Below are 24,095 nucleotides of genomic sequence, written 5' to 3'. Positions count from 1 at the left end.
TTTTACACAGTGGTAGTTATGGACGGCGGCAGACTGCCAGCCGTCACATCACACCGCTGCTGTTGCGCACGGCCTGCATGAACGCGCGAATCCTGGCGTGATCCTTGATGCCCTTGCCCTGCTCCACCCCACCGCTGACATCCACGGCATACGGCCGAACCTGCTCGATGGCCGCGCCGACATTCGACGGGGTGAGCCCACCGGCCAGGATCAACGGTTTGCTCAAGCCCGCCGGGATCAGCGACCAGTCGAACGCTTCGCCCGTACCGCCGGGAACGCCTTCGACATAGGTGTCCAGCAAAATACCGCGCGCACCCGTATAAGCGGCACAGGCGGCGGCGATATCGTCGCCGGCCTTGACGCGCAGCGCCTTGATATAGGGACGCTGGTAGCTCTCGCATTCGTCCGGGGTTTCGTCGCCGTGAAACTGCAGCATGTCCAGCGGCACGGCATCCAGGGTTTCATTGAGTTCACACCGGCTGGCATTGACGAACAAGCCCACGGTGGTCACGAACGGTGGCAGCGCGGCGATGATGGCCCGGGCCTGCAACACATCCACCGCGCGTGGGCTCCTGGCGTAAAACACCAGACCTATGGCATCCGCCCCCGCCTCGACCGCCGCCAACGCGTCTGCGATGCGGGTAATCCCGCAAATCTTGCTGCGAACGGCTGACATATCGTAGAAACCTCAGGGATTGAACCGAGAAAGTCCCGGATGGTAACAAAAGCGCTTGCGGGCGTCAGCCGCCAAGTTCGCTGAAACCGGTGAGGAAGTGTGGCCCGATAAAACGCTCCGGCAGTTCGAACTCGTCGCGGTACTCCACCTCCACCAGATACAGGCCGAACGGATGCGCCGTCACCCCACCGGTACGGCGCACGCGGCTTTCCAGCACTTCCCTGGCCCATTCCACCGGACGTTCGCCGGTACCGATGGTCATCAACACACCCGCAATGTTGCGCACCATGTGGTGCAGGAATGCCCCGGCACGGATATCCACCACAATCATCTTGCCATGACGGGTCACGCGCAGATGGTGGACTTCTTTGATCGGCGATTTGGCCTGGCATTGGCCGGCACGGAATGCGCTGAAATCATGCACCCCGACAAGATGCTGCGCGGCCTCGGCCATGCGCTCGGCATCCAGCGGGCGGTGGTTCCAGGTAATTTCCTGGTTCAAGTGCGCCGGGCGGATCTGATCGTTATAAATCACGTAGCGGTAGCGCCGGGCGATGGCCTTGAAACGCGCATGAAAATGCGCCGGCATGACCTTGGCCCACGTGACGCTGACGTCATGGGGCAGGTTGATATTGGCGCCCATTACCCAGGCCTTCATCGAGCGTTCGGCCTGGGTGTCGAAATGCACCACTTGGCCGCAGGCATGCACCCCCGCGTCGGTCCGCCCGGCACACATCAGCGACACCGGCGAGTCAGCGACTTTCGACAAAGCGTTTTCCAGGGTTTCCTGCACCGTCAGCACGCCGGATGCCTGGCGCTGCCAGCCGCGATAGCGCGAGCCTTTGTATTCCACGCCGAGGGCGATGCGGTAAAAGCCTGCGGCCGCCATTTCGGCGGCCGCGTTATCTATATTTGCCAAGAACTGAGAGCCTGATGAGTTGCGCGAAGGCGGGCATTATAAAGGCGACGGCTGCGCGACGGGCGCTTTTGTTGGGGAGGGGCGCCAAGCCAACTGTGGGGAGAAGCACGCCCTGCCCCACAGTGGAGGTTTATCAGCCTTCAGATCCGGCCGAGCATTTCCTTGGCCTCGCCGCGCTGGCTCTCGTTGCCCTCGGTCAGCACTTCGGACAGGATGTCCTTGGCGCCATCGGCATCGCCCATGTCGATATAGGCCTGGGCGAGGTCCAGCTTGGTGGCGACCTCATCGGTGCCCGAGAGGAAATCGAACTCGGGCTCATCGTCACCGAGCGCGGCATCTTCAGCCGTGAACGATGGCTCGATGGAGGGATGCTCCAGGCTCTGGGACAGACGGTCCAGCTCGGCGTTGACGTCATCCAGCTCCGACGCGAAGGCGTCCGGCTTGGCCGCCGATTCGGGCTCGTCCGCCAGGGAGAGGTCGAAATCTTCCGGCAAATCGAAGTCATCCAGGGCCGTAGGGGCCAGGGTCGGCGGCTCGACGGCAGGCGCATCCTTCATCTGCTCTTCGAGCCCGGAGAGGAAGTCATCATCCGATTGCGCGGACGCCGGTGCATCCAGTTGCAGATCCAGGTCGAAGTCCGACAGGTCGTCGGCACTGGCATTGGCTGCCGTCTGCTGCTGAAGAAGCGCCTCGAATGTCTGCTGATCGTCGTTGACCTCAGCCGGCGATGCCGCCTCCAGCTCGTCCAGGCTCAGATCGAAATCGGTATCCACGGGCTCTGGCGCAGGCGCAGCCGGCTTGTCTTCCAGCAAGTCCTTGACGTACTGGGCATCCAGGGCCGCAGCGGCCACTGCCGCACTTACGCCTGCCGCCAACACCGCCATGGCAGGGAAACGACTTTTGAGCTGCTCGACCTGGGCATGGTTTTCACCGTTGGCCACCAGTTGACGCTCCTGGCTGACGAAACCGTCCTTGTTATTTTGCAGCCCGTACACTTCCATCAATTTCAAACGCAGGTCGCTGCGCTTGGGCTCGCGCTTGATCGCTTGCTCAAGTACATCGGCCGCCTGGTTCAGGTGGCCACGGTCGATATGGGACTGGGCCTGGGCCAGCGCATCGCTGGCGTTCTGTGGGGCAACCGCAACCGCCAGCGGCGCAAGCACCGAGGCGACGCTCGGCACGACCGGCTCAACCACCGGAGCGCGCGCAGGCGTGGGTGCAGGCGCAGGCGTGGGCGCAGCATTCAGCGGCGCCACTTCCAGGCCTTCGAAACTGTCGGAGGGCAGGTCGCGCTCCAGGCTCGATGTGAACTCCGGCTCTTCAGCCAGCGCTCGCGCCATGCGCAGGTGCTTCTCTTCTTCAAGACGGGCGTTGCGATGGCGTACCCACAATAGCAGGAGCAGCAACGCCAGGATGACGGCTGCGCCACCAAGCACACCGAGCACGATAGGGTTGGTCAACAGCTCATTGAATTTGCCTTCGGTGGTTGCAGGCGCGGCAACCGGCGTGGCCGGTTCCGGAGCCGGTTCGGCAACCGGGGCTTGTGCGGCAGGCGCCGGCTCATCGGCCGACGGCGCCGGCATCGCCGCCGCCGCCTCTGGCGCTGCTGCTGCCGTCACGGGCGCCGCGGCATCGCCCTTCTCGGCCTGCAGCCGGGCCAGTTGATCGTTTTTCAGTTGAATCAGCTTTTGCAGCTTGTCCAACTGGCTTTGCAAATCCGCCGCGCGGCTTTTGAGTTCTTCGTTATCGCGACGGGTGGTGTCCAGTTGCTCTTGAGTCATCGCCAGCTTGTCGCTCAACGCACGGCTGTCGCCCGCCTTGCCGTTCGCCCCTTTTTTGGCTGCTTCGGCCGACACCAGGCTCAAGTTGTCCTTGGCGTTGGTGCTCGACGGCGCATTGCCCGTCTCGGTGCGCTTGGTGGCGTCCAACTGGGCCTTGCCGGCCACTTGCTGGCTGGCGGTACGGCGGCCCTGGCGCCAGGCGGCGTTCTGCGCAGTCACTTCGGCAATCGCCTGGGGTTGCGCCAGCGCGGTGCTTTGCACGGTGTCCGGCAGGCGCAGGACCTGGCCGGTTTTCAGGCGGTTGATGTTGCCATCGACAAAGGCATTCGGGTTGAGTGCCTGAATGGCCAGCATGGTCTGTTGCACAGAGCCACCATTGCGGTTTTTCTCGGCAATTTCCCACAAAGTGTCGCGAGCCGTGGTGGTATGTTGCGCAGGCTTGCTGACGGCGGACGCGGTGCCGGCCGGCGCACTCAAGCGCGGCGCCGGGGCGCTGGCAGCCGATGTGGGCTGATCGAATTTGGCGGGATCGAGCAGCACGCTGTAGTCACGCATCAGGCGGCCATTGGGCCATTGCACCTGCAGCAGGAAGCGTACATAGGAATCGGGCAGCGGTTTATCGGAGGTAACGCGCACCACGCTGCGGCCATTGGGATTGACCACCGGCGTAAAGGTGAGCTGGTCTAGAAAGGCCTGGCGATCGACACCGGCATCGACGAACGCCTGGGACGACGCCAGGCTCGGGGTGATCTCGGACGCCGTGAGGCCACCGACGTCGAGCAGCTCGATTTCCACCGACAGCGGCTGGTTCAACTTCGACTTGAGGGTCATCTCCCCAAGTTGCAGCGCCTGCGCCATACCGGAGGACAGCGCCGAGGCGGCCGCTATTGCTAACACCAGTTTGCGAACTTGAACCATAGCCTCATCCTTTGTCTGAACACTCCCCGGCCTGCGAGAAGGTTGGTAACCGCTGCCATAAGGCATGGCGAGCCGATAGGTTACCGACGCGCTTGTGTTCCGCTTTGGGCCAAGCATAGCGCTTGGTGAGAATCAATCTACAAATTGACGCCAAGTATCTTTTACGCAAGGCCTTTTATCAACAACTGCGCCACTTGCACGGCGTTAAGCGCAGCCCCTTTGCGTACGTTATCTGACGTCAGCCACAAATTTAGTTCCGCCGGGTCGTCGACACCCGCGCGCACTCGCCCTACATAGACAACGTCCTGACCCACTGCATCACCAACTGCCGTCGGGTAGTCGCCCGCCTCGACCAGCTCGATACCCGGCGCCGCCTCAAGGGCCTCGTTCACCGCAGCCAGATCGACCGGCGCCGCCAACTGCAGCGACACAGCCAGGCTATCGCCGAAAAACACCGGGGCTTGAATGCACGTGGCGGACACTTTCAGTAAAGGTGTTTCCAGTACGGCGCGCAATTCATGCACGAGACGCTTCTCCAGCGCCGTGTGACCCTGGGCGTCGGGAGTGCCGACTTGTGCCAGCAGGTTGAAGGCCACTTGCCGATCGAAGAAGGTCGGCTCCAGCGGACGCACATTCAACAGCTCGGCGGTCTGGCGGGCCAACTCACTCACGGCCTCGCGGCCCAGCGCAGACACGGCCAGGTTGGCGGTAACGCTCACGCGCTGGATATCCAGCAGGCCACGCAACGGCGCCAGCACCACGGCCAGGTGAGTGGCGGACGGGCTCGGGCTGGCGATTTGAAACGGTTTCTTCAAGCCTTTGAGCACATGGGCATTGGCTTGCGGCACCACGTACGGCGCCTGTTCGGCTGGCAACGCGCCAGACAGGTCGATCACCGAACAACCGGCGGCCGTGGCGCGCGGCGCGAAGCTCAAGGTCACCGCCGGGCCGGCCGCGAAGAACGCCAGTTGCGCCTTGCTGAAATCGAACTCGTCGACCTCCTTCACCCGCAGGTTCTTGCCGCGGAACGGCACCGAAGCACCGGCGGAATTGTTGCCCGCCAGCAAATAAAGGGTGCCTACCGGGAAGTCCAGCTCTTCGAGAATCTGTACCAGGGTTTCGCCAACGGTGCCGGTGGCGCCGATCACGGCGATTTCAAAGGTCTGGGTCATGGAGGTTGCCTCGGGCATTGCGGGGGAGCGGCACTTTAACGGGTGGCAGGGGACGAGGCAATTGGCCTGGGGGGCTGTGGTGTGGCCGAGGGCCCTATCGGGGCTTGAGTATCTACACAACGCAGCCCTAAAAAACGTAACCACAATGCGAAGCCCGTAACCACGATGCGAAGCGAGTCGCTCTTGATCTGGCTTTTGATCTTGATCTCAGGCGCCCCGTTAAACCACGCTGGCCGAACGCAGGCTTGAATCCGTGGGTAACCCGGCAGGACGCCGGGTTAGCCGCACTGGGCCATGGATGGCCCATTGCGGCGGCCCACGGATTCAAGCCTGCGTTCGGGCACACCGAGCCTAGGCGAGGTGCCGAGTGGTGGGGCAAGAGCCCTTTGGTTACTTTGGGGCTTTTCCAAAGTGACCCGCCGTCAGGGCGGAACCCTAAGCAGCCGTTACCGCAGAAACGGATATGTACTAGGTCCAATCCAACATCCTGGTCGGCTCTGAGGCCGCCATCGGGGGCAAGCCCCCTCCCACAGTTGAGCCAGGATCGACACAAAATCCTGGTCGGCCCAGAGGCCGCCATCGGGGGCAAGCCCCCTCCCACATTTGAGCCAGGATCGACACAAAATCCTGGTCGGCTCTGTGGCCGCCATCGGGAGCAAGCCCCCTCCCACATTTGAGCCAGGATCGACACAAAATCCTGGTCGGCTCTGTGGCCGCCATCGGGAGCAAGCCCCCTCCCACATTTGAATGCATTCACACATCACCCTGTGGGAGGGGGCTTGCCCCCGATGAGGCCCTGGCAGACAACAAAAAACCCGCGCCTGTCACCAGAGCGCGGGTTTCCCGGAACAAGCAGCAATCAACGCTCGAGCAAAATCCGCAGCATGCGTCGCAACGGCTCGGCCGCGCCCCACAACAGCTGGTCGCCAACGGTGAACGCGCCGAGGAACTGGCTGCCCATGTTCAGCTTGCGCAAACGGCCCACCGGTACATTCAGGGTGCCGGTGACCTTGGTCGGGCTCAGCTCCTGCATGCTGATATCGCGGTTGTTCGGCACCAGCTTGACCCAAGGGTTGTGCTGGCTGATCAGCCCTTCGATATCGGCGATCGGCACGTCTTTGTTCAGTTTGATGGTCAGCGCCTGGCTGTGGCAACGCATGGCACCGATACGTACGCAGATGCCGTCCACCGGGATCGGGTTCTTGAAGCGACCGAGAATCTTGTTGGTCTCGGCCTGGGCCTTCCACTCTTCGCGGCTCTGGCCGTTCGGCAGTTCCTTGTCGATCCACGGGATCAGGCTACCGGCCAATGGCACGCCGAAGTTTTCGGTCGGATAAGCTTCGCTGCGCATGGCGTCGGCCACGCGACGATCAATATCCAGGATCGCGCTGGCCGGGTCGGCCAGTTGATCAGCAACCGCGGCATGGGTCGCGCCCATCTGCTTGATCAGCTCACGCATGTTCTGCGCACCGGCGCCGGACGCCGCCTGATAGGTCATGGCGCTCATCCACTCGACCAGGCCGGCCTCGAACAAGCCGCCCAGGCCCATCAGCATCAGGCTGACGGTGCAGTTGCCGCCCACATAGTTGCGGGTGCCGGCGTCCAGCTGCTGGTCGATGACCTTGCGGTTGACCGGGTCGAGGATGATCACGGCATCGTCCTGCATGCGCAGGCTCGATGCGGCGTCGATCCAGTAGCCCTGCCAGCCGGCTTCGCGCAGCTTGGGGAAGACTTCGCTGGTGTAGTCGCCGCCCTGGCAGGTCAGAATCACATCGAGGGTCTTGAGCTCTTCAATGCTGTAGGCATCCTTGAGCGGCGCAATATCCTTGCCCACGGACGGCCCTTGGCCACCCACGTTCGACGTGGTGAAAAACACCGGCTCAATAAGATCGAAATCCTGCTCTTCCAGCATCCGCTGCATGAGCACGGAACCGACCATACCGCGCCAACCGATCAGACCTACACGTTTCATCGCAACTACACCTTGTTAAAAAGTGGGCCGCCTTGCAGCGACAACTGCAAGCGGGCCCGAGAGATTACAGATTCCGCAGCGCGGCGACTACAGCATCGCCCATTTCTTGCGTACCCACGCGGGTGCAGCCCTGCGACCAGATGTCGCCGGTGCGCAGGCCCTGGTCCAGCACCAGGCTTACGGCCTTCTCGATCGCGTCGGCCGCATCGCTCAGGTTGAAGCTGTAACGCAGCATCATCGACACCGACAAAATGGTCGCCAACGGGTTGGCAATGCCCTGGCCTGCGATGTCCGGTGCAGAACCGTGGCACGGCTCGTACATGCCCTTGTTGTTTGTGTCCAGGGAGGCCGACGGCAGCATGCCGATGGAACCGGTGAGCATCGACGCCTGGTCGGACAGGATGTCGCCGAACAGGTTGTCGGTGACGATCACGTCGAACTGCTTGGGCGCACGCACCAGTTGCATGGCGGCGTTGTCGACGTACATGTGGCTGAGCTCGACGTCCGGGTAGTCCTTGGCGACTTCTTCGACGATCTCACGCCACAGTTGGCTGGAAGCCAGTACGTTGGCCTTGTCCACCGAGCAGACCTTCTTGCTGCGCACCCGGGCCATGTCGAAACCGACACGGGCGATGCGGCGGATTTCGCTCTCGCTGTACGGCAGGGTGTCGTAGGCCTGACGCTCGCCATTTTCCAGCTCGCGCACGCCGCGCGGCGAACCGAAATAGATACCGCCGGTCAGCTCACGCACGATCAGGATATCCAGGCCCGCAACCACTTCCGGCTTGAGGCTCGAGGCGTCGGCCAGTTGCGGATAGAGGATGGCCGGGCGCAGGTTGCCGAACAGGCCCAGTTGCGCCCGGATTTTCAGCAGGCCGCGCTCAGGGCGGATATCCCGCTCGATCTTGTCCCATTTCGGGCCGCCCACGGCGCCCAGCAGCACGGCGTCGGCCGCGCGGGCGCGGTCCAGGGTCTCGTCGGCGAGGGGCACGCCGTGCTTGTCGATGGCAGCGCCGCCGATCACGTCGTGGCTCAGCGCGAAGCCCAGGTTGTATTTGGCGTTGGCCAATTCCAGCACTTTGACTGCTTCGGCCATGATTTCCGGGCCAATACCGTCGCCAGGGAGAATCAGAATCTGCTTGCTCATGGGTTCCTCATTTCATCGAGCGACCTGCCCAGGGGCCGGTCGGGAAAAATCAATCAGCGTTGGGCGAAAACTACCAGCACGTCGGTGCTGAAGGTGCCGTCGGCCTGAATGTCGTAGTAATCGCGCACTTCCTGGCCCATCGCCTGTTGCAGCTCAAGGATGGCCGAACGCAGCACCTCTGGCGTGCGCATACGCTCGACCCACGAGGTGTACTCCAGGCGCAGGCGTTGACGCAGGCTGTTACGCACATGCAGACCGGACTCGCTGAGTTGCTGCATCCACTCGGCAGCGGCGTAATCACGCACATGGCTGGTATCGCGCAGCACTTCGACGGTTTGCAGGTAAGTGTCCAGCAACGGGCTGCCGGGTGACAACACATCCACGAACGCCGCCACGCCGCCCGGCTTGAGCACCCGACGCACTTCGCGCAGGGCCAGGCCGAGGTCGCTCCAGTGGTGGGCCGAATAACGGCTGAACACGAAGTCGAACTCGCCATCGGCGAACGGCAGGCGCTCGGCGGCGCCGTTTACGGTGCTGATATTGGTGAAACCGCGATCTTGCGCAGCGGCGGCCACCACATCGAGCATCTGTTGGGACAAGTCGTAGGCCACCACTTCTTTAACCAGCGGCGCGACATGGAAACTGACATGGCCGGCGCCGCACCCCAGGTCCAGCAGTCGTGCACTGCCCTGCCCGGCCAGTTCGGCCTGGAGCAGCGCGAATTCGGTGCCCTGGGCGTGAACGGCGCTGCTCAGGTAGGCGGCGGCCTGTTCGCCGAATTGCTTTTGCACGACGTGGGTGTGGGCGGTGGTGGTCATGGGGGCTTCCTCGGGTTTTGTGTGGTTAACACTGGCCTCATCGGGGGCAAGCCCCCTCCCACATTTGAATGTATTCACAGATCAAAAGGTGGGAAGGGGCTTGCCCCCGATGGCGGCGGTACTGCCTACCTCAATCGCGAAACAACCACGGCTGGCTCGCCCGGTGCTTGCTCTCGAACGCCGCAATCGCATCGCCGTCCTGCAAGGTCAGGCCAATATCGTCCAGGCCATTGATCAAGCAGTGCTTGCGAAAGGCGTCCACTTCGAAGTGGTACACCTTGCCATCCGGACGGGTCACGGTCTGTGCGGCCAGGTCCACCGTCAACTGGTAGCCCACATTCGCTTCCACTTGCTGGAACAGCTCATCCACTTCGGCGTCGCTCAGGATGATCGGCAACAAGCCGTTCTTGAAGCTGTTGTTGAAGAAGATGTCCGCATAGCTCGGCGCGATAATGCTGCGAAAGCCATATTCTTCCAGGGCCCACGGCGCATGTTCACGGCTGGAGCCGCACCCGAAGTTTTCCCGGGCCAGCAGCACACTGGCGCCCTGGTAACGCTCGGCGTTGAGCACGAAGTCCTTGTTCAGCGGACGCTTGGAGTTGTCCTGGTAGGCATAGCCCACGTCCAGGTAGCGCCATTCGTCAAACAGGTTGGGGCCGAAACCGGTGCGCTTGATCGACTTCAGGAACTGCTTGGGGATGATCTGATCGGTGTCCACGTTGGCACGGTCCAACGGCGCGACTAAACCTGTGTGTTGTGTAAAAGCACGCATCGGGTATTCCTCAAATCAATTCGCGAACGTCGATGAAACGACCGTTGACGGCGGCGGCGGCAGCCATGGCCGGGCTGACCAGGTGGGTACGCCCACCGGCGCCCTGGCGACCTTCGAAGTTACGGTTGGAGGTGGACGCGCAATGCTCGCCGGACTCCAGGCGGTCCGGGTTCATTGCCAGGCACATCGAGCAGCCCGGCTCACGCCATTCGAAACCGGCTTCGAGGAAGATCTTGTCCAGGCCCTCGGCCTCGGCCTGGGCTTTGACCAGACCCGAACCGGGCACCACGATGGCTTGTTTGATGGTCGACGCCACCTTGCGGCCCTTGGCGATCACGGCAGCGGCGCGCAGGTCTTCGATACGCGAGTTGGTGCAGGAGCCGATGAATACGCGATCCAGCTGGATATCGGTAATCGCCTGATTGGCCTTCAAGCCCATGTACTTGAGGGCGCGCTCGATGGAGCCGCGCTTGACCAGATCGGCCTCCTGGGCCGGGTCCGGCACGTTTTGATCAACGGCCAACACCATTTCCGGCGACGTGCCCCAGCTGACTTGCGGCTTGATCTGCGCAGCGTCGAGTTCGACCACGGTGTCGAACACCGCGTCGGCGTCGGACACCAGGTCTTTCCAGGCTTCGACGGCGGCGTCCCAATCAGCGCCCTGCGGGGCGAATGGACGGCCCTTGACGTATTCGACGGTCTTTTCGTCCGCCGCCACCATGCCCACGCGGGCACCGGCTTCGATGGACATGTTGCAGATGGTCATGCGGCCTTCGATGGACAGGTCGCGAATGGCGCTGCCGGCGAACTCGATGGCATGGCCGTTACCGCCGGCGGTGCCGATCTTGCCGATTACCGCGAGCACAATGTCCTTGGCGGTCACACCGAACGGCAAAGTGCCTTCGACGCGCACCAGCATGTTCTTCATCTTCTTGGCGACCAGGCACTGGGTGGCGAACACATGCTCCACCTCGGAGGTGCCGATGCCATGGGCCAGGGCGCCGAACGCACCGTGGGTGGAGGTGTGCGAGTCGCCGCAGACCACGGTCATGCCCGGCAAGGTCGCGCCCTGCTCCGGGCCGATCACGTGGACGATGCCTTGACGCACGTCATTCATCTTGAATTCGGTGATGCCATATTCATCGCAGTAATCATCGAGGGTCTGCACCTGCAAGCGCGACACCGTATCGGCAATGGCGTCAATCCCGCCTTTGCGCTCCGGGGTGGTTGGCACGTTGTGGTCCGGGGTGGCGATGATGGAGTCGACGCGCCATGGCTTGCGCCCGGCCAGCCGCAGGCCTTCGAACGCTTGGGGCGAGGTCACTTCATGGATGATGTGACGGTCGATGTAGATCAGCGACGATCCATCATCGCGACGTTTCACTTCATGGGAATCCCAAAGCTTGTCGTAAAGCGTTTTGCCGGCCATCAGTCGGTCCTCATCAGCGGTGTTTCTATATGCCGGGCTTTCAATAACCCTTTGGCTTGTGAGGCTGATGGTATGGCGCTACATTAAATAACTCAAATTCATATTTTTTATGCTTTGGATTACCAACCGGAATAGCACCATGGACCTTGCCAACCTCAATGCCTTTATCGCCATCGCCGAAACCGGCAGCTTCTCCGGCGCCGGTGAACGCCTGCACCTGACCCAACCGGCCATCAGCAAACGCATTGCCGGCCTGGAGCAACAATTGAAGGTACGCCTGTTCGATCGCCTGGGCCGTGAAGTGGGCCTGACCGAAGCCGGGCGGGCCCTGCTGCCGCGTGCCTATCAGATCCTGAATGTGCTGGATGACACCCGTCGCGCCTTGACCAACCTGACCGGGGAAGTCAGCGGGCGCCTCACACTGGCTACCAGCCACCATATCGGCCTGCATCGCCTGCCGCCGGTCCTGCGCACCTTCACTCGGCAATACCCCAGCGTGGCGCTGGATATTCAATTCCTCGATTCGGAAGTGGCCTACGAAGAAATCCTCCACGGTCGCGCCGAAGTGGCGGTCATCACCCTGGCGCCCGAGCCGCACAACCTGGTGCGCGCGACACCGGTGTGGGATGACCCACTGGATTTCGTGGTGGCCCCCGAACATAGCCTGATCAACAACGGCTCGGTCAGCCTGGCCGATATCGCCGGGCACCCTGCGGTGTTTCCCGGCGGCAACACGTTTACCCACCATATCGTCAGTCGCCTGTTCGAGGCCCAGGGCCTGACGCCGAACATCGCGATGAGCACCAACTACCTGGAAACCATCAAGATGATGGTGTCCATCGGCCTGGCCTGGAGCGTGTTGCCACGCACCATGCTGGATGATCAGGTGGCAAGTATCGCTTTGCCGGGCATACAGCTGCGTCGCCAGCTAGGCTATATCGTGCACACCGAAAGGACGCTGTCGAACGCTGCGCGGGCTTTCATGAGCCTGCTGGATGCACAGGTCGATCCGCCAGGGATACCGGCGTGAGTTTGTGCGGCCCAGGGCTTCAAGCAACCGCGCTGTCTTCCCATCGAGCCAAGGCCCTTTGAATAATGCCCAACCCCGTTGATTCCGTGCCACCGCTGCCCCGCATCCACGCCCTGGACCCACAGGAGGCGGAACAACACTGGGACAGCGCCCCGCAATTGCTGTCGGCGCTCAATGCCGCGCGACTGGGCGCGTGGTGCTGGGAAATCGACACCGGGAAAATCAGCTGGTCCCGTGGCACTCAGGCATTGTTTGGCTACGATCCGCGCCAGCCACTGCCCAATGACCTCAATTACCTGGACCTCCTGGCGCCGGAAGACCGCGCCCGGGTCGTCAGGGCATTTCATGCGGTGGTGGCCGGCGAACCGGTCGAACAGGCCATGCATCACCGCATCCAATGGCCCGATGGCAGCCTGCACTGGCTGGAAATCAACGGCAGCCTGGTGCCGGACAAAAACGGCAGGCGCCGAATGATTGGGGTGGTCCGCGAGATCACGCACCAGCGCGAGCGGGAACACGCCCTCAGCCACTCTGAAAAACGCTTCGCCACGCTCTTCCACCTGTGCCCGAACATGGTGCTGCTGACGCGCCAGGCCGACGGCCTGATCAGCGAGGCCAACCACCATTTCGAACTGCTGTTCGGCTGGCCGGTGGCGCAAGTCATTGGCCGTACCACGCTGGAGTTGGGCCTGTGGCGTCACCCGGAGCAACGCACGCACCTGGTCAAGGCGACCCAGCGCAAAGGCGAATCCATCATCATGGAAGTGCAGTTCTGCGCCAGCAACGGCCAGATCCACGATGGCACGCTCAGTGCGCAAAAGGTCGAACTGGACGGTGAGGCCTACCTGATCAGCACCTTCCTCGACACCACCGAGCGCAAAAACGCCGAGCAAGCCCTCAAGGACAGCCAGGAGCGCCTGGACCTGGCGCTGGACTCGGCACAACTGGGCACCTGGGACTGGCACATCCCTACCGGCATGCTCTACGGCTCGGCCCGTGCCGCCCAGCTCCATGGCCTGCCGAGCGAACCGTTCCACGAATCCTTCGATGCGTTTTTTGAAGGCATGTCCGATCAGGACCGCGAGGGCATGCGCCATGCCTACCGCAGCTTGCGCGAAGGCGCGGACGGCAACTACCAGTTGACCTACCGCGTACCGGCCGAGGACGGCAGCGTGCGCTATCTGGAAAGCCGCGCACGTCTGTATCGCGATGAATCCGGCAAGCCCCTGCGCATGGCCGGCACCTTGCTCGATATCACCGATCAGGTGGAACGCGAGCAGCGCCTGAGCGCGTCCGAAGAGAAATTCGCCAGCCTGTTCCAGGCCAGTCCCGACCCTATTTGCGTCACCGGCCTGGACAGTGGCGAGTTTATCGAGATCAACCCGGCGTTCACCCAGACGTTTGGCTGGACGGCCGCCGAAGTGATCGACAAGAGCGCCGAGCAGATCGGCCTGTGGGATGAATCGAGCAAGCGCCTGCAACGCATCCAGCGGGTGATTCGCGAACAATCATTGAGCAACGTCGCCATCGTGGTGCATGCCAGGAACGGCCAGAGCCTGACCTGTGTGATTTCCAGCCGCTTGGTCAAGGTCAATGAGCAGCCGTGCATCGTCACGACCCTGCGCGATATCACCCAGCAGCAACGCTCGGAGGCGGCGCTCAAGGCCAGCGAAGAGAAGTTCGCCAAGGCCTTCCATTCCAGCCCCGACGCCATTTCGATCACCGAGCGCGACACGGGTCGATACGTGGAGGTCAATGATGGGTTTTGTCGCCTGACCGGCTACCGCGCCGAAGAAGCCATCGGCCTCACCCTGTACCAGATTGGCATCTGGGCCGATGAAAACCAGCGCACCGCGCTGCTGGCCGAATTGCAGATCAAGGGGCGCATCCATCACCTTGAAATGCTTTGGCACAACAAGCGTGGCGAGGTGCTGGCGGTGGAAGTGTCGGTCGAACCGATCACCTTGAATGAAACGCCGTGCCTGCTACTGACCGCGCGGGACGTGAGCCTGTTGAAGAACGCCCAGGCGCAGATCCGCCACCTGGCCTATCACGACCCGCTGACCAACCTGCCCAACCGTGCGCTGCTGATGGACCGCCTGAGCCAGCAGATCGCCCTGCTCAAGCGCCACAACCTGCGTGGCGCCCTGCTATTCCTCGACCTCGACCACTTCAAGCACATCAACGACTCACTCGGTCACCCGGTGGGCGATACCGTGTTGAAAATCGTCACCGCACGCCTGGAAGCCAGCGTGCGCACAGAGGATACGGTGGCGCGCCTGGGCGGTGACGAGTTCGTGGTCCTGCTCAGCGGCCTGGAGGGCTCACGCACGCAAGTCAGCCGGCAGGTACAGGCGCTGGCTGATACCTTGCGCGAATTGCTCTCCGAACCGATGTTCCTCGACGGGCACCGCTTGCAGGTGACGCCAAGCATCGGCGTGGCGCTGATCCCCGACCATGGCACCACCCCCGCCGACCTGCTCAAGCGTGCCGACATCGCCCTGTACCGCGCCAAGGATTCGGGGCGCAACACCACCCAGATGTTTCACACCAGCATGCAGAAAACCGCCAGCGAGCGCCTGCGCATGGAAACCGACCTGCGCCTGGCCCTGTCGCGCGGTGAATTCAGCGTGCACTACCAGCCCCAGGTGGATGCGCGCGGCAACAAGATCGTCGGCGCCGAGGCCCTGGTGCGCTGGCAGCACCCGCAACTGGGGGCGCAGTCGCCGGCGGAATTCATCAAGGTGCTGGAGGACAGCGGCTTGATCCTGGAGGTGGGCACCTGGATTCTCGACGAAGCGTGCAGCGCATTGGCGCAGTTGATTGCCGAAGGCCTGGTGGACGCGCTGAATTTCAGCCTGTGCGTGAATATCAGCCCGCGGCAGTTTCGCCAGAACGACTTTGTGGAACGGGTCGAGCGCAGCCTCACGCAACACCACCTGCCCTACAGTTTGCTGAAGCTGGAAATCACTGAAGGCATCGTGATCCAGAACCTGGACGACACAGTGATGAAGATGCGGCGCCTGAAAAAACTCGGGGTCAGCTTTGCGATGGACGATTTTGGCACCGGTTACTCATCCCTGACGTATCTCAAGCGTTTGCCGGTGGATGCGCTGAAAATCGACCAGTCGTTTGTGCGCGACGCGACTCACGATCCCAATGACGCTGAAATCATCCGTGCCATTGTGGCCATGGCCCGCAGCTTGAATCTGGAAGTGATTGCCGAAGGCGTGGAAACCGTGCAACAACTGGCGTTCCTGCAGAAGCTCGGCTGTCATTTGTATCAGGGGTACTTGCATAGCCGGCCATTGCCGATAGAGGGGTTCAGGCAGCTGCTGGAATAGCCATGTGCTGAAACGCAGCCTTGAAACAAAATGCACCCTGGGTTATCCCTGCCCAGGTGCACCACAGTCAAATCAGTGCAACGGCCTGACCATGCGTGGGGGTTCGCCCCTGTTTTCCCCATAACTCTTCGCGGCCGTTGATGACCGCCACCGAATGCCCGGTACGGTTGCACATGCCCAGCTGACCTCGGGCAAGCTCACCCACCGGCACTCTCTTCATGTGCCTTTTCAACCCAAGGCGCAGAAAGCCTTCTCCCGGACCGCTTTCATCCTCCCCGTTATTCAGACTACGAATCGCATGCTGATAACTGCGATCGGCCATGCCATCGTTGTTTTCAATCTGCGCACGCTTGGCGCTGACGGCAAACAGAAACTGCGCATCCTTGAGCATGCCTTTGTCGGGCCCGTTGAACCGGGCGCCTCGGGAGCCCTCGGCCAATTCGCGGTCATTCAACGTGAGCCGGAAGCCATCGCGCATGACGACGTGGTATCCGTCACGGGTCTTGGCCACTTCCTGGAAAATATCCGTGGGGCTTTGTCCGAATCGGTGCATCGCAGCCTTGATCGCCGATACCGTCACGCAGTTGCCATCCGGCCCCTGACGAAAGCCACTCCAGATATTGTCGGGCTTCGCGCCACCGCGCTTGTTGGACAAACCCGGAATGTCAGCTGCGGCATCCGGTTTCGGCAACACCGGTTGGGGGATTACCTGCGGAACAACAGGCGAAGGAACAGCATCAGGCACATTATTTTGTTTTTTATCTGCTATAAGCGCAAACAACTGAGTAAAGAACGAAGTGAATAAGGCCACGACTGCATTGATCGCCTGCGCGTCATTCCCGACAGCCGCCGAACGCTGCAATCCATCACCATACCTTATATCCGGCGTCGCCCTGACCGACGCTTGATGACCACCTGCTTTAACAGTCGGTTCATTACTTGCGCTGAGTGCATCGATCGATAATGACTGCCTTACATCAATGACCCGCGCAATGTTATTAATTGGAAAGCGTGACATAGAGTTCTCCCTATACAGGCATCTCTTCGAAATACATGCTCGAAAAAATGCCTGCACTTATAAAAAGACCAAAACGCGATGACGGTGTTTAAAACCTGGAACTTAGCCGATTAAAGCGGCCATGCCTGTCAGCCGTTCGGTCGTCAACAGGACCCGGACTGGTCAGATCCGGAGTGGGCGCGTCGGGCAAGGGCGTTGGCTTGGCGTCCGGCAATACAGGGGGTTGCGGTTTGGTATTCGTTGGCACATCAGGCCTTGGGAGGTTGCGCGCAAGTACGGTTGGCTGCGGCCTGGCATACGGCAACACGGGTGGCTGGGGCCAGGTATCCGGAGAAACCCTGGGCGTCGGGACGTGATCCGGCAAGACACTTCCATCAGGGCAGTGGCAATGACCGCCGACAACCACATTCACGTTGACGTTTGTCTTGGGGTCGTTGTTTACGCTTATCTCGGGCCTGGGTACCGTTGGAGGGAGCGGCAAGGGGTGCGGCTTATTCCCACCAGGCATGTTGACCAACGGATCATTGGGTTGTGGCAGCACTCGCAGCCCGCCTGCGTCCGGTTTCACAAGCTCTTTGCGGGTATCCGGCAACACCGGCTGCTTGCCCGCGTCCGGCTTGACCACCTCTTTGCTGGTATCCGGTTTCACTGGCAGCTTGCCTGCATCCGGCTTGACCAACTCCTTGCTGGTATCCGGCAGCACCGGCTGCTTGCCCGCATCCGGCTTGACCACCTCTTTGCTGGTATCCGGTTTTGGCTGCTTGCCTGCGTCCGGCTTGACCAACTCCTTGCTGGTATCCGGCAGCACCGGCTGCTTGCCCGCATCCGGCTTGACCAACTCCTTGCTGGTATCCGGCAACACCGGCTGCTTGCCTGCGTCCGGCTTGACCCGTTCTTTGTGAGTGTCCGGTGCAATCGGTAATTTGCCCGCATCCGGCTTGATCGGCTCTTTACCGGTATCCGGTGCAATGGGTAATTTGTCGACGTCGGGTTTGACCTGTGTTTTACCCGAAAATATGTCACGCATGGCCCTGAAGATACCTTCAAGCATATCGAACAACTGCCTCAGCGCGGTCTCAGGTGTGACCGCCGTATTATCGGGACGCAGTGACGTCTGAAGAGGTGTTGTGCCAGGCGACTGTACGGTCGGCTTGAGAATAACTTTAGTATTCGAAACCGCTGGTTGTTCCAGAGCAGATGTATCGACTTTAACCAATGGCGGAGTGTTAATCGACATAGACATACGCACGTTCCTTTATTTCATACAACCCGACCGTTCAACGGCCGGAGGGAGGGATAGTTTTATTGACTGAACAACAACAGCGCTGCTTCAGTCCCTCCATTCGTGGGAACTTGAGCCATCGAGTTCCGCGAATCGCAGTTCATATAAGGAAACCAACATGCATTATCAGACTTTGCCTCATGGACAATTTGCGCGAAGCCTTGATTTATGGCTTTGTCGATACGAAAGTGCGGTCACACGCGCTAATACTCTGTAGGCATGTCACTCGTCGATAACATTCCACGTGTTTACTTGCCTCTGGTTTGTGTTAACTCGCACGCGTAAAAAAGGCGCCTGCAGTGGCGCCTTTATGCAAATCAATGGCAAAAGTTCGATTGCCTCGCTTCAGACAGCCACAGGGTTGGGCATCCCCAGCAGGCGACTGACCTGCTCCAGGCCGGTCTCGCGGCGCAAGGCGGTAAACAGCTCCACCGCTTCGGGGTAGTTGCGCGTCAGCATCGCCAGCCACTGCTTCAAGCGGCCGGGTGCCTGGCGCTCGGTCAATTGCGCCACCGATTGGGTCCAGAATTCCTGGAGCATCGGCTGCATCTGCGCCCATGTCATTTCCACCACCTCTTGCCCTGCACGCGCCGCCGCGATCTGCCGCGCCAGGTCAGGACGCGCCACCAGTCCACGGCCAAGCATGATGTCTTCGGCGCCGCTGACTTCGCGGCAACGTTTCCAATCGTCGACGCTCCAGATGTCGCCATTGGCAAACACCGGCACCTTGACCACCTCCTGCACCCGGGGAATCCACTCCCAATGGGCGGGCGGCTTGTAGCCATCGGTCTTGGTGCGCGCATGCACCACGATATGCGCAGCCCCGCCTTCGGCCAGCGCCGTGGCGCAGACCAATGCGCCATCCGGACTGTCGAAGCCCAGGCGCATTTTGGCGGTGACCGGGATATGCGCCGGGACCGCACGGCGCACATGCTCGACGATACGGTTGAGCAACTCCGGCTCCTTGAGCAGCACCGCACCGCCGCGGGACTTGTTGACGGTCTTGGCCGGGCAGCCGAAGTTGAGGTCGATCACCTGCGATCCCAACTCGCAGGCCAGGGCGGCGTTTTCCGCCAGGCAGACCGGGTCAGACCCCAGCAATTGCACGCGCAGCGGCACGCCCGCGGCGGTGTGGGCGCCCTGCAGCAGTTCCGGAGCGAGCTTGTGAAAATAGGCGGGGGTGAGCAAGCGGTCGTTGACGCGGATGAATTCGGTCACGCACCAGTCGATACCGCCCACGCGGGTCAACACGTCCCGCAGGATGTTGTCGACCAACCCCTCCATGGGCGCCAAAGCAATTTGCATGGAAAACACTCAACAAAAATCGTGGCGCAGTTTACTGGGTTTCCCACAACAACCGTTAACCCCCCGTCAGCGCAGGCCCGTACCCCTCGATAAACTCGGCAGGCATGCGCTTGGGCCTGCCGCTGGACAGTTCGATGCAAACGAAGGTGGTGTGCGCGCGCAGCAAGGTCGCACCGTCACGCGGGCGTACCAGCTGAAAACGGCGCGTCATCTTCAGGCGCTGGTCCCAATCGACGATCCACGTGGCCAGTTGCAGCTCATCGCCTTCGTAGCCGGCCGCCAGGTAGTCGATCTCATGACGCACCACGGCCATCGCGCGGTCCAGGCGCCGATACTCGGCAAGGTCCAGCCCCAGGCGCTGGGAATGGCGCCAGGCGCAACGCTCCAGCCAGGACACGTACACGGCGTTATTGGCGTGCCCCAGGCCGTCGATGTCCTCAGCGGCGACCTGCAGGTCGATGATGAACGGCGTTGCCAAATCCCAGCCCATGCCTTGCTCCAGTCGATTGATGTCGGCGGACGCAGTGTATCAGGCGCTCTGGCGCTCCTGTACATGACAGCTCGCCAACAGGGCGAGTACGCCTTCAATTACCCGTGGATCGGCCAGCACCTTCTGATGCCCGCCCTGCTCCAGGCGCATCAGGCGACTGCCTGGCCAGGCCTCATGGATGGTCTGCGAGGCTTTGACCGGGACGAACGTATCGTCTTCGGCATGCACGATCAGGCCGGGAAGGTTCATCTGGTAGTGCGCGACATCCAGATGCTTGAGCGGCATGCCGAATGCCAGCTCCACCGTCTGGATAAACGCCGAACGTGCGCGCGGCGGCAACCCCATCATGCGCGTGAAACCGCGCAGCGCATCGAGGAACCGCGAGGGCGCGGCGATACTCACCAACGCCTGCGTACGCAACCCCAACTGCACCGCCAGCATCGCGCTGGCACCGCCCATGGAGTGGCCGACCACCGCCTGCAGCGGGGGCAGCTCGGCCGCGGCCTCGAGCATGGCACGGGCGAACAGCAGCACGTGCGCTTCACGCCCTGGCGAATGCCCATGGGCCGGGCCATCCAGGGCAATCACCGAGTAGCCGCCCTCCACCAACGCCGTGATCAGGCTGGCGAATTGCGTAGGCCGGCCTTCCCAGCCGTGCATCAGCAACACCGCCGGCCCTTGCCCCCAGCGCAGCGCCGAGAGGCCAAAGCGCAAGGTGATGCGCTCCGATTGCGCCAGCACCGGCAGCTCCCACGCCCGTGGCGGTAGCTCACGGGGCGTCATGAAGGTGCGGCGCATCCGGTTGGCCACCGTTTGCGGCGCGAGTCGGCCGACCGTGCCGTTGAAGCCACGAACCCAATTCAAGCCGCCCATGCCCTGAACCCTCTTCAGCGTACCGCCGACTTGGCGGCGCGCAGCACACGATCGGACAGCTCCCCGGGCCCCAGGGCCCGCGCCAGCGTCAGGCCGCCGACCATCAGCGCCATGTCGGCCAGGGCCCTGTCGGTATCTTCCGGGGTGGCCGCCAGCTGGGCGGCCATCAGCTCGCAATGTTCGCTCAGTGCCTGGCGGAACGCGTCCGGCAAACGGCCCATTTCGCCAACCGTCGCAGGCAGCGGGCACGCCTCGCCGGTGGAGTCCCGGTGCTTGCGCGACAAGTAAAACGCCGCCACCAGGCTTCGGCGCTCTTCGCCGGTCAGTTGCGTGTCCAGGTCTTCTATCGCCGCGCGGCGCTTGGCCAGCAACTGGGTGAAGGCCTCCAGCATCAGCGCATCCTTGCTCTCAAAGTGCGCATAAAAACCGCCGACCGTCAGCCCCGCAGCCCCCATGACTTCGCCGACACTCGGTTCAGCCGGGCCACGCTGGATCAATGCCGCGCTGGCGGCCTGCAAGATGCGTTCGCGCGTTTGCGCTTTTTTATCGCTCATCAAAGCCTCCGTCTCTCATGGGTTGAATATTATTACCATAATAATATTGCGCAAGCGACAAGCATGACCATTGGTCAGAACAGAAGAAAGGAGGTGGAGAAAGAATTGGCCGAACGCCAGACAAACAAAAGGGCCATTCAATAATTGAATGACCCTTAAAAATCCCGCAGAGCGGGTAATCGTGGCGTCCCCTAGGGGACTCGAACCCCTGTTACCGCCGTGAAAGGGCGGTGTCCTAGGCCACTAGACGAAGGGGACACAAACCTTCTGTACAGTGATCAGTGCGAGACCGATCGATTCAAGGACGGTGTGGCCGCAACCTTCAACCTGTAAATTGGTGGAGCTAAACGGGATCGAACCGTTGACCTCTTGCATGCCATGCAAGCGCTCTCCCAGCTGAGCTATAGCCCCGATTTTTCGCCTGGCGGCGCAGCAGACCTTTCGGAATGCTTGTTGAAACTGGCGTCCCCTAGGGGACTCGAACCCCTGTTACCGCCGTGAAAGGGCGGTGTCCTAGGCCACTAGACGAAGGGGACAAAACCTTCTGTACAACTGATCGGCGCTGAGTGCCGATCGATTCAAGGACGGTGTGGCCAGACCTTGAACCTGTAAATTGGTGGAGCTAAACGGGATCGAACCGTTGACCTCTTGCATGCCATGCAAGCGCTCTCCCAGCTGAGCTATAGCCCCTCATCGGTGAGGACGGGGCGAATCTTAATGGCGGTTTCGAAACGTGTCAAATTTATTTTCAACAATTTTCAAAATTTTTTGCCGGGATAACAATCACTTACCGACGAAACCCCGGAAAACCGGGGTTTCGTCCTTACAGCCGTGCGCTTAAGCGATAGCGCCCAGCAGCTTTTCCCACTCTTTGTTTTCTTTCTTCGAAACACCACCAAGCAAATCAAGGGCTTGGCGCAGACGGAAACGCGTGAGGTCCGGGCCGAGGATTTCCATCGCGTCGAGCACCGACACTGAACTGGCCTGCCCGGTAATCGCGGCAAACATCAACGGCATGGCATCACGCAACTTCAGCTCCAGCGACTCGACCACTGCCTGGATCGTCGCGGTGATCGCATCCTTCTCCCATTGGCGCAGGCTTTCGAGCTTCCACAGGATCAACTGCATCAACTGACGCACCTGGTCACCGGAGAGCTTTTTCGATTCAAACAGCTTGGCCTCCGGGTTCACGCCACCGGCGAAGAAAAAGCTGGCCAGCGGTGCGACCTGGCTGAACGTTTCCACCCTGCCCTGCACCAGCGGCGCTATCTTCATCATGTACTCGGGGTTGAGTGCCCACTGCTGCACACGACTGGCGAACTCTTCTACCGGCAAATCACGCAACCACTGGCCGTTAAGCCACGACAGCTTCTCGATATCGAAAATCGGCCCGCCCAGGGAGACGCGGGACAGGTCGAAGTTATCGACCATTTCCTGCAGCGAGAATTTCTCGCGCTCGTCCGGCATCGACCAGCCCATGCGGCCCAGGTAATTGAGCATGGCTTCGGGCATGAAGCCCATGCGCTCGTAGAAGGTCACCGACGTCGGGTTCTTGCGCTTGGACAACTTGCTCTTGTCCGGGTTACGCAACAGCGGCATGTAGCACAGCTGCGGCTGCTCCCAGCCGAAGTATTCATAGAGCAGGATCAGCTTGGGCGCCGACGGCAGCCATTCTTCGCCGCGCAGCACATGGGTGATGCCCATCAGGTGGTCGTCGACCACGTTGGCCAGGAAGTACGTCGGCAGGCCGTCGGTCTTCATCAGCACCTGCATGTCCATACGGTCCCACGGAATCTCGACATCACCGCGCAGCATGTCCGGCACCACGCACACGCCTTCGCTCGGCACTTTCATGCGGATCACATGGGGCTCGCCGGCGGCCAGGCGCGCGGCCACTTCCTCTTTGGACAACAGCAGCGCGCGGCCATCGTAGCGCGGTGTCTCGCCACGGGCCTGTTGCTCGGCGCGCATCTGGTCCAGCTCTTCGGCGGTGCAGAAGCAGGGGAACGCGTGGCCCATGTCCACCAGTTGCTGGGTGTACTGCTTGTAGATATCGCTGCGCTCGCTCTGGCGATACGGGCCGTGGGGGCCGCCGACATCCGGGCCTTCGGCCCAGGTAATGCCCAACCAGCGCAGGGCATCGAAAATCTGCTGTTCCGACTCACGGGTCGAGCGCAGTTGATCGGTGTCTTCGATCCGCAGGATGAATTCACCGCCGTGCTGCTTGGCAAAGCAGTAGTTGAACAGGGCGATGTAAGCAGTGCCGACGTGGGGATCCCCAGTAGGCGATGGCGCAATGCGCGTGCGGACGGTGGTCATGGCAGGTCTCGAATGGGCGATGAAACTGAAAATTGAAACAAGGGGCGAATGGTAACAGCCTGGGGGATTTCTGGAAAACCGAGGCGCGGCCATCGGGGGCAAGCCCCCTCCCACACTTGACTGTATTCACACATCAACAGGTGGGAGGGGGCTTGCCCCCGATGAGCATAGGTATCTACACAACTCAGCAGCGCCCAACCGTAACCACGATGCGAAGCGAGCCGCTCTTGATCTTGATCTGCTTTTGATCCTAGGCGCCCCGTTAAACCACGCTGG

Annotated in this window: 18 protein-coding genes and 4 tRNA genes; 2 read left to right on the top strand and 20 right to left on the bottom strand. The window is 61.5% G+C overall.

The genetic code is table 11. From position 1 onward, the window contains the following. Positions 1-43 precede the first annotated feature (43 nt). The 9 genes from J1G34_RS09230 to leuC all read right to left on the bottom strand — a co-directional run bounded on the left by J1G34_RS09230 (position 44) and on the right by leuC (position 11,604). Positions 44-676 (bottom strand): phosphoribosylanthranilate isomerase, encoded by a 633-nt coding sequence (locus J1G34_RS09230; RefSeq protein ID WP_222993853.1) that lies wholly within the window; start codon positions 674-676, stop codon positions 44-46. A gap of 64 nt (positions 677-740) precedes the next feature. Beyond that, complete coding sequence (gene truA, locus J1G34_RS09225) at positions 741-1,565, bottom strand: tRNA pseudouridine(38-40) synthase TruA (protein ID WP_065892466.1); 825 nt, start codon at positions 1,563-1,565, stop codon at positions 741-743. Between the two features lie 170 nt (positions 1,566-1,735). Further along, complete coding sequence (locus tag J1G34_RS09220; RefSeq protein WP_222993851.1) at positions 1,736-4,294, bottom strand: FimV/HubP family polar landmark protein; 2,559 nt, start codon at positions 4,292-4,294, stop codon at positions 1,736-1,738. A 161-nt stretch (positions 4,295-4,455) separates the two neighbouring features. Further along, positions 4,456-5,466 (bottom strand): aspartate-semialdehyde dehydrogenase, encoded by a 1,011-nt coding sequence (locus J1G34_RS09215; protein WP_065894108.1) that lies wholly within the window; start codon positions 5,464-5,466, stop codon positions 4,456-4,458. 859 nt (positions 5,467-6,325) lie between these two features. Beyond that, positions 6,326-7,438 (bottom strand): aspartate-semialdehyde dehydrogenase, encoded by a 1,113-nt coding sequence (gene asd / locus J1G34_RS09210; protein ID WP_057721535.1) that lies wholly within the window; start codon positions 7,436-7,438, stop codon positions 6,326-6,328. Positions 7,439-7,502: 64 nt separating this feature from the next. After that, the gene (gene leuB, locus J1G34_RS09205; protein ID WP_128876339.1) at positions 7,503-8,585 is read right to left on the bottom strand and encodes a 3-isopropylmalate dehydrogenase; all 1,083 of its coding nucleotides are present in this window, start codon (positions 8,583-8,585) and stop codon (positions 7,503-7,505) included. Positions 8,586-8,638: 53 nt separating this feature from the next. Then, positions 8,639-9,403, bottom strand: a complete 765-nt coding sequence (locus J1G34_RS09200) for a class I SAM-dependent methyltransferase (protein ID WP_065894104.1) — start codon at positions 9,401-9,403, stop codon at positions 8,639-8,641. 130 nt (positions 9,404-9,533) lie between these two features. After that, complete coding sequence (leuD, locus tag J1G34_RS09195) at positions 9,534-10,175, bottom strand: 3-isopropylmalate dehydratase small subunit (RefSeq protein WP_057721532.1); 642 nt, start codon at positions 10,173-10,175, stop codon at positions 9,534-9,536. Positions 10,176-10,185: 10 nt separating this feature from the next. Next, complete coding sequence (leuC, locus tag J1G34_RS09190; RefSeq protein ID WP_065894102.1) at positions 10,186-11,604, bottom strand: 3-isopropylmalate dehydratase large subunit; 1,419 nt, start codon at positions 11,602-11,604, stop codon at positions 10,186-10,188. Positions 11,605-11,743: 139 nt separating this feature from the next. Between leuC and J1G34_RS09185 the strand changes: the two genes are divergently transcribed. Continuing rightward, positions 11,744-12,634: a LysR family transcriptional regulator gene (locus J1G34_RS09185; RefSeq protein ID WP_065897219.1), complete on the top strand. Its 891-nt coding sequence runs from the start codon at positions 11,744-11,746 to the stop codon at positions 12,632-12,634. Positions 12,635-12,699: 65 nt separating this feature from the next. Further along, the gene (locus J1G34_RS09180; protein ID WP_065935430.1) at positions 12,700-15,978 is read left to right on the top strand and encodes a PAS domain S-box protein; all 3,279 of its coding nucleotides are present in this window, start codon (positions 12,700-12,702) and stop codon (positions 15,976-15,978) included. 67 nt (positions 15,979-16,045) lie between these two features. Here J1G34_RS09180 and J1G34_RS27160 read toward each other — a convergent pair whose 3' ends face one another. From J1G34_RS27160 to gltX, 11 genes are all read right to left on the bottom strand, one after another. Next, positions 16,046-16,996: a hypothetical protein gene (locus J1G34_RS27160; RefSeq protein WP_256548679.1), complete on the bottom strand. Its 951-nt coding sequence runs from the start codon at positions 16,994-16,996 to the stop codon at positions 16,046-16,048. Positions 16,997-17,084: 88 nt separating this feature from the next. Beyond that, positions 17,085-18,239, bottom strand: coding sequence for a hypothetical protein (locus J1G34_RS09170; protein ID WP_128876337.1), 1,155 nt, complete (start codon positions 18,237-18,239; stop codon positions 17,085-17,087). Between the two features lie 384 nt (positions 18,240-18,623). After that, positions 18,624-19,583 (bottom strand): tRNA dihydrouridine synthase, encoded by a 960-nt coding sequence (locus tag J1G34_RS09165; protein ID WP_065884111.1) that lies wholly within the window; start codon positions 19,581-19,583, stop codon positions 18,624-18,626. A 55-nt stretch (positions 19,584-19,638) separates the two neighbouring features. Next, complete coding sequence (locus J1G34_RS09160; RefSeq protein WP_065894097.1) at positions 19,639-20,073, bottom strand: acyl-CoA thioesterase; 435 nt, start codon at positions 20,071-20,073, stop codon at positions 19,639-19,641. Positions 20,074-20,112: 39 nt separating this feature from the next. Beyond that, positions 20,113-20,946, bottom strand: a complete 834-nt coding sequence (locus J1G34_RS09155; RefSeq protein ID WP_065894096.1) for an alpha/beta fold hydrolase — start codon at positions 20,944-20,946, stop codon at positions 20,113-20,115. Positions 20,947-20,960: 14 nt separating this feature from the next. After that, positions 20,961-21,500: a TetR/AcrR family transcriptional regulator gene (locus tag J1G34_RS09150; protein ID WP_122582691.1), complete on the bottom strand. Its 540-nt coding sequence runs from the start codon at positions 21,498-21,500 to the stop codon at positions 20,961-20,963. A gap of 182 nt (positions 21,501-21,682) precedes the next feature. Next, positions 21,683-21,758, bottom strand: a tRNA-Glu gene (locus J1G34_RS09145). Positions 21,759-21,835: 77 nt separating this feature from the next. Continuing rightward, positions 21,836-21,911, bottom strand: a tRNA-Ala gene (locus J1G34_RS09140). Positions 21,912-21,960: 49 nt separating this feature from the next. Next, positions 21,961-22,036, bottom strand: a tRNA-Glu gene (locus tag J1G34_RS09135). A 78-nt stretch (positions 22,037-22,114) separates the two neighbouring features. Then, positions 22,115-22,190: transfer RNA gene (locus tag J1G34_RS09130), tRNA-Ala, on the bottom strand. Positions 22,191-22,337: 147 nt separating this feature from the next. Beyond that, entirely contained in the window at positions 22,338-23,819 is a 1,482-nt protein-coding gene (gltX, locus tag J1G34_RS09125; protein ID WP_065884120.1) for a glutamate--tRNA ligase, read from the bottom strand. Between the last annotated feature and the right edge of the window lie 276 nt (positions 23,820-24,095).

The organism is Pseudomonas sp. Wu6, from assembly GCF_019891515.1.
Taxonomy (GTDB): domain Bacteria; phylum Pseudomonadota; class Gammaproteobacteria; order Pseudomonadales; family Pseudomonadaceae; genus Aquipseudomonas; species Aquipseudomonas orientalis_A.
The sequence above is the reverse complement of the archived record's forward strand: the minus strand, read 5'-3'. Positions and strand labels throughout refer to the sequence as shown.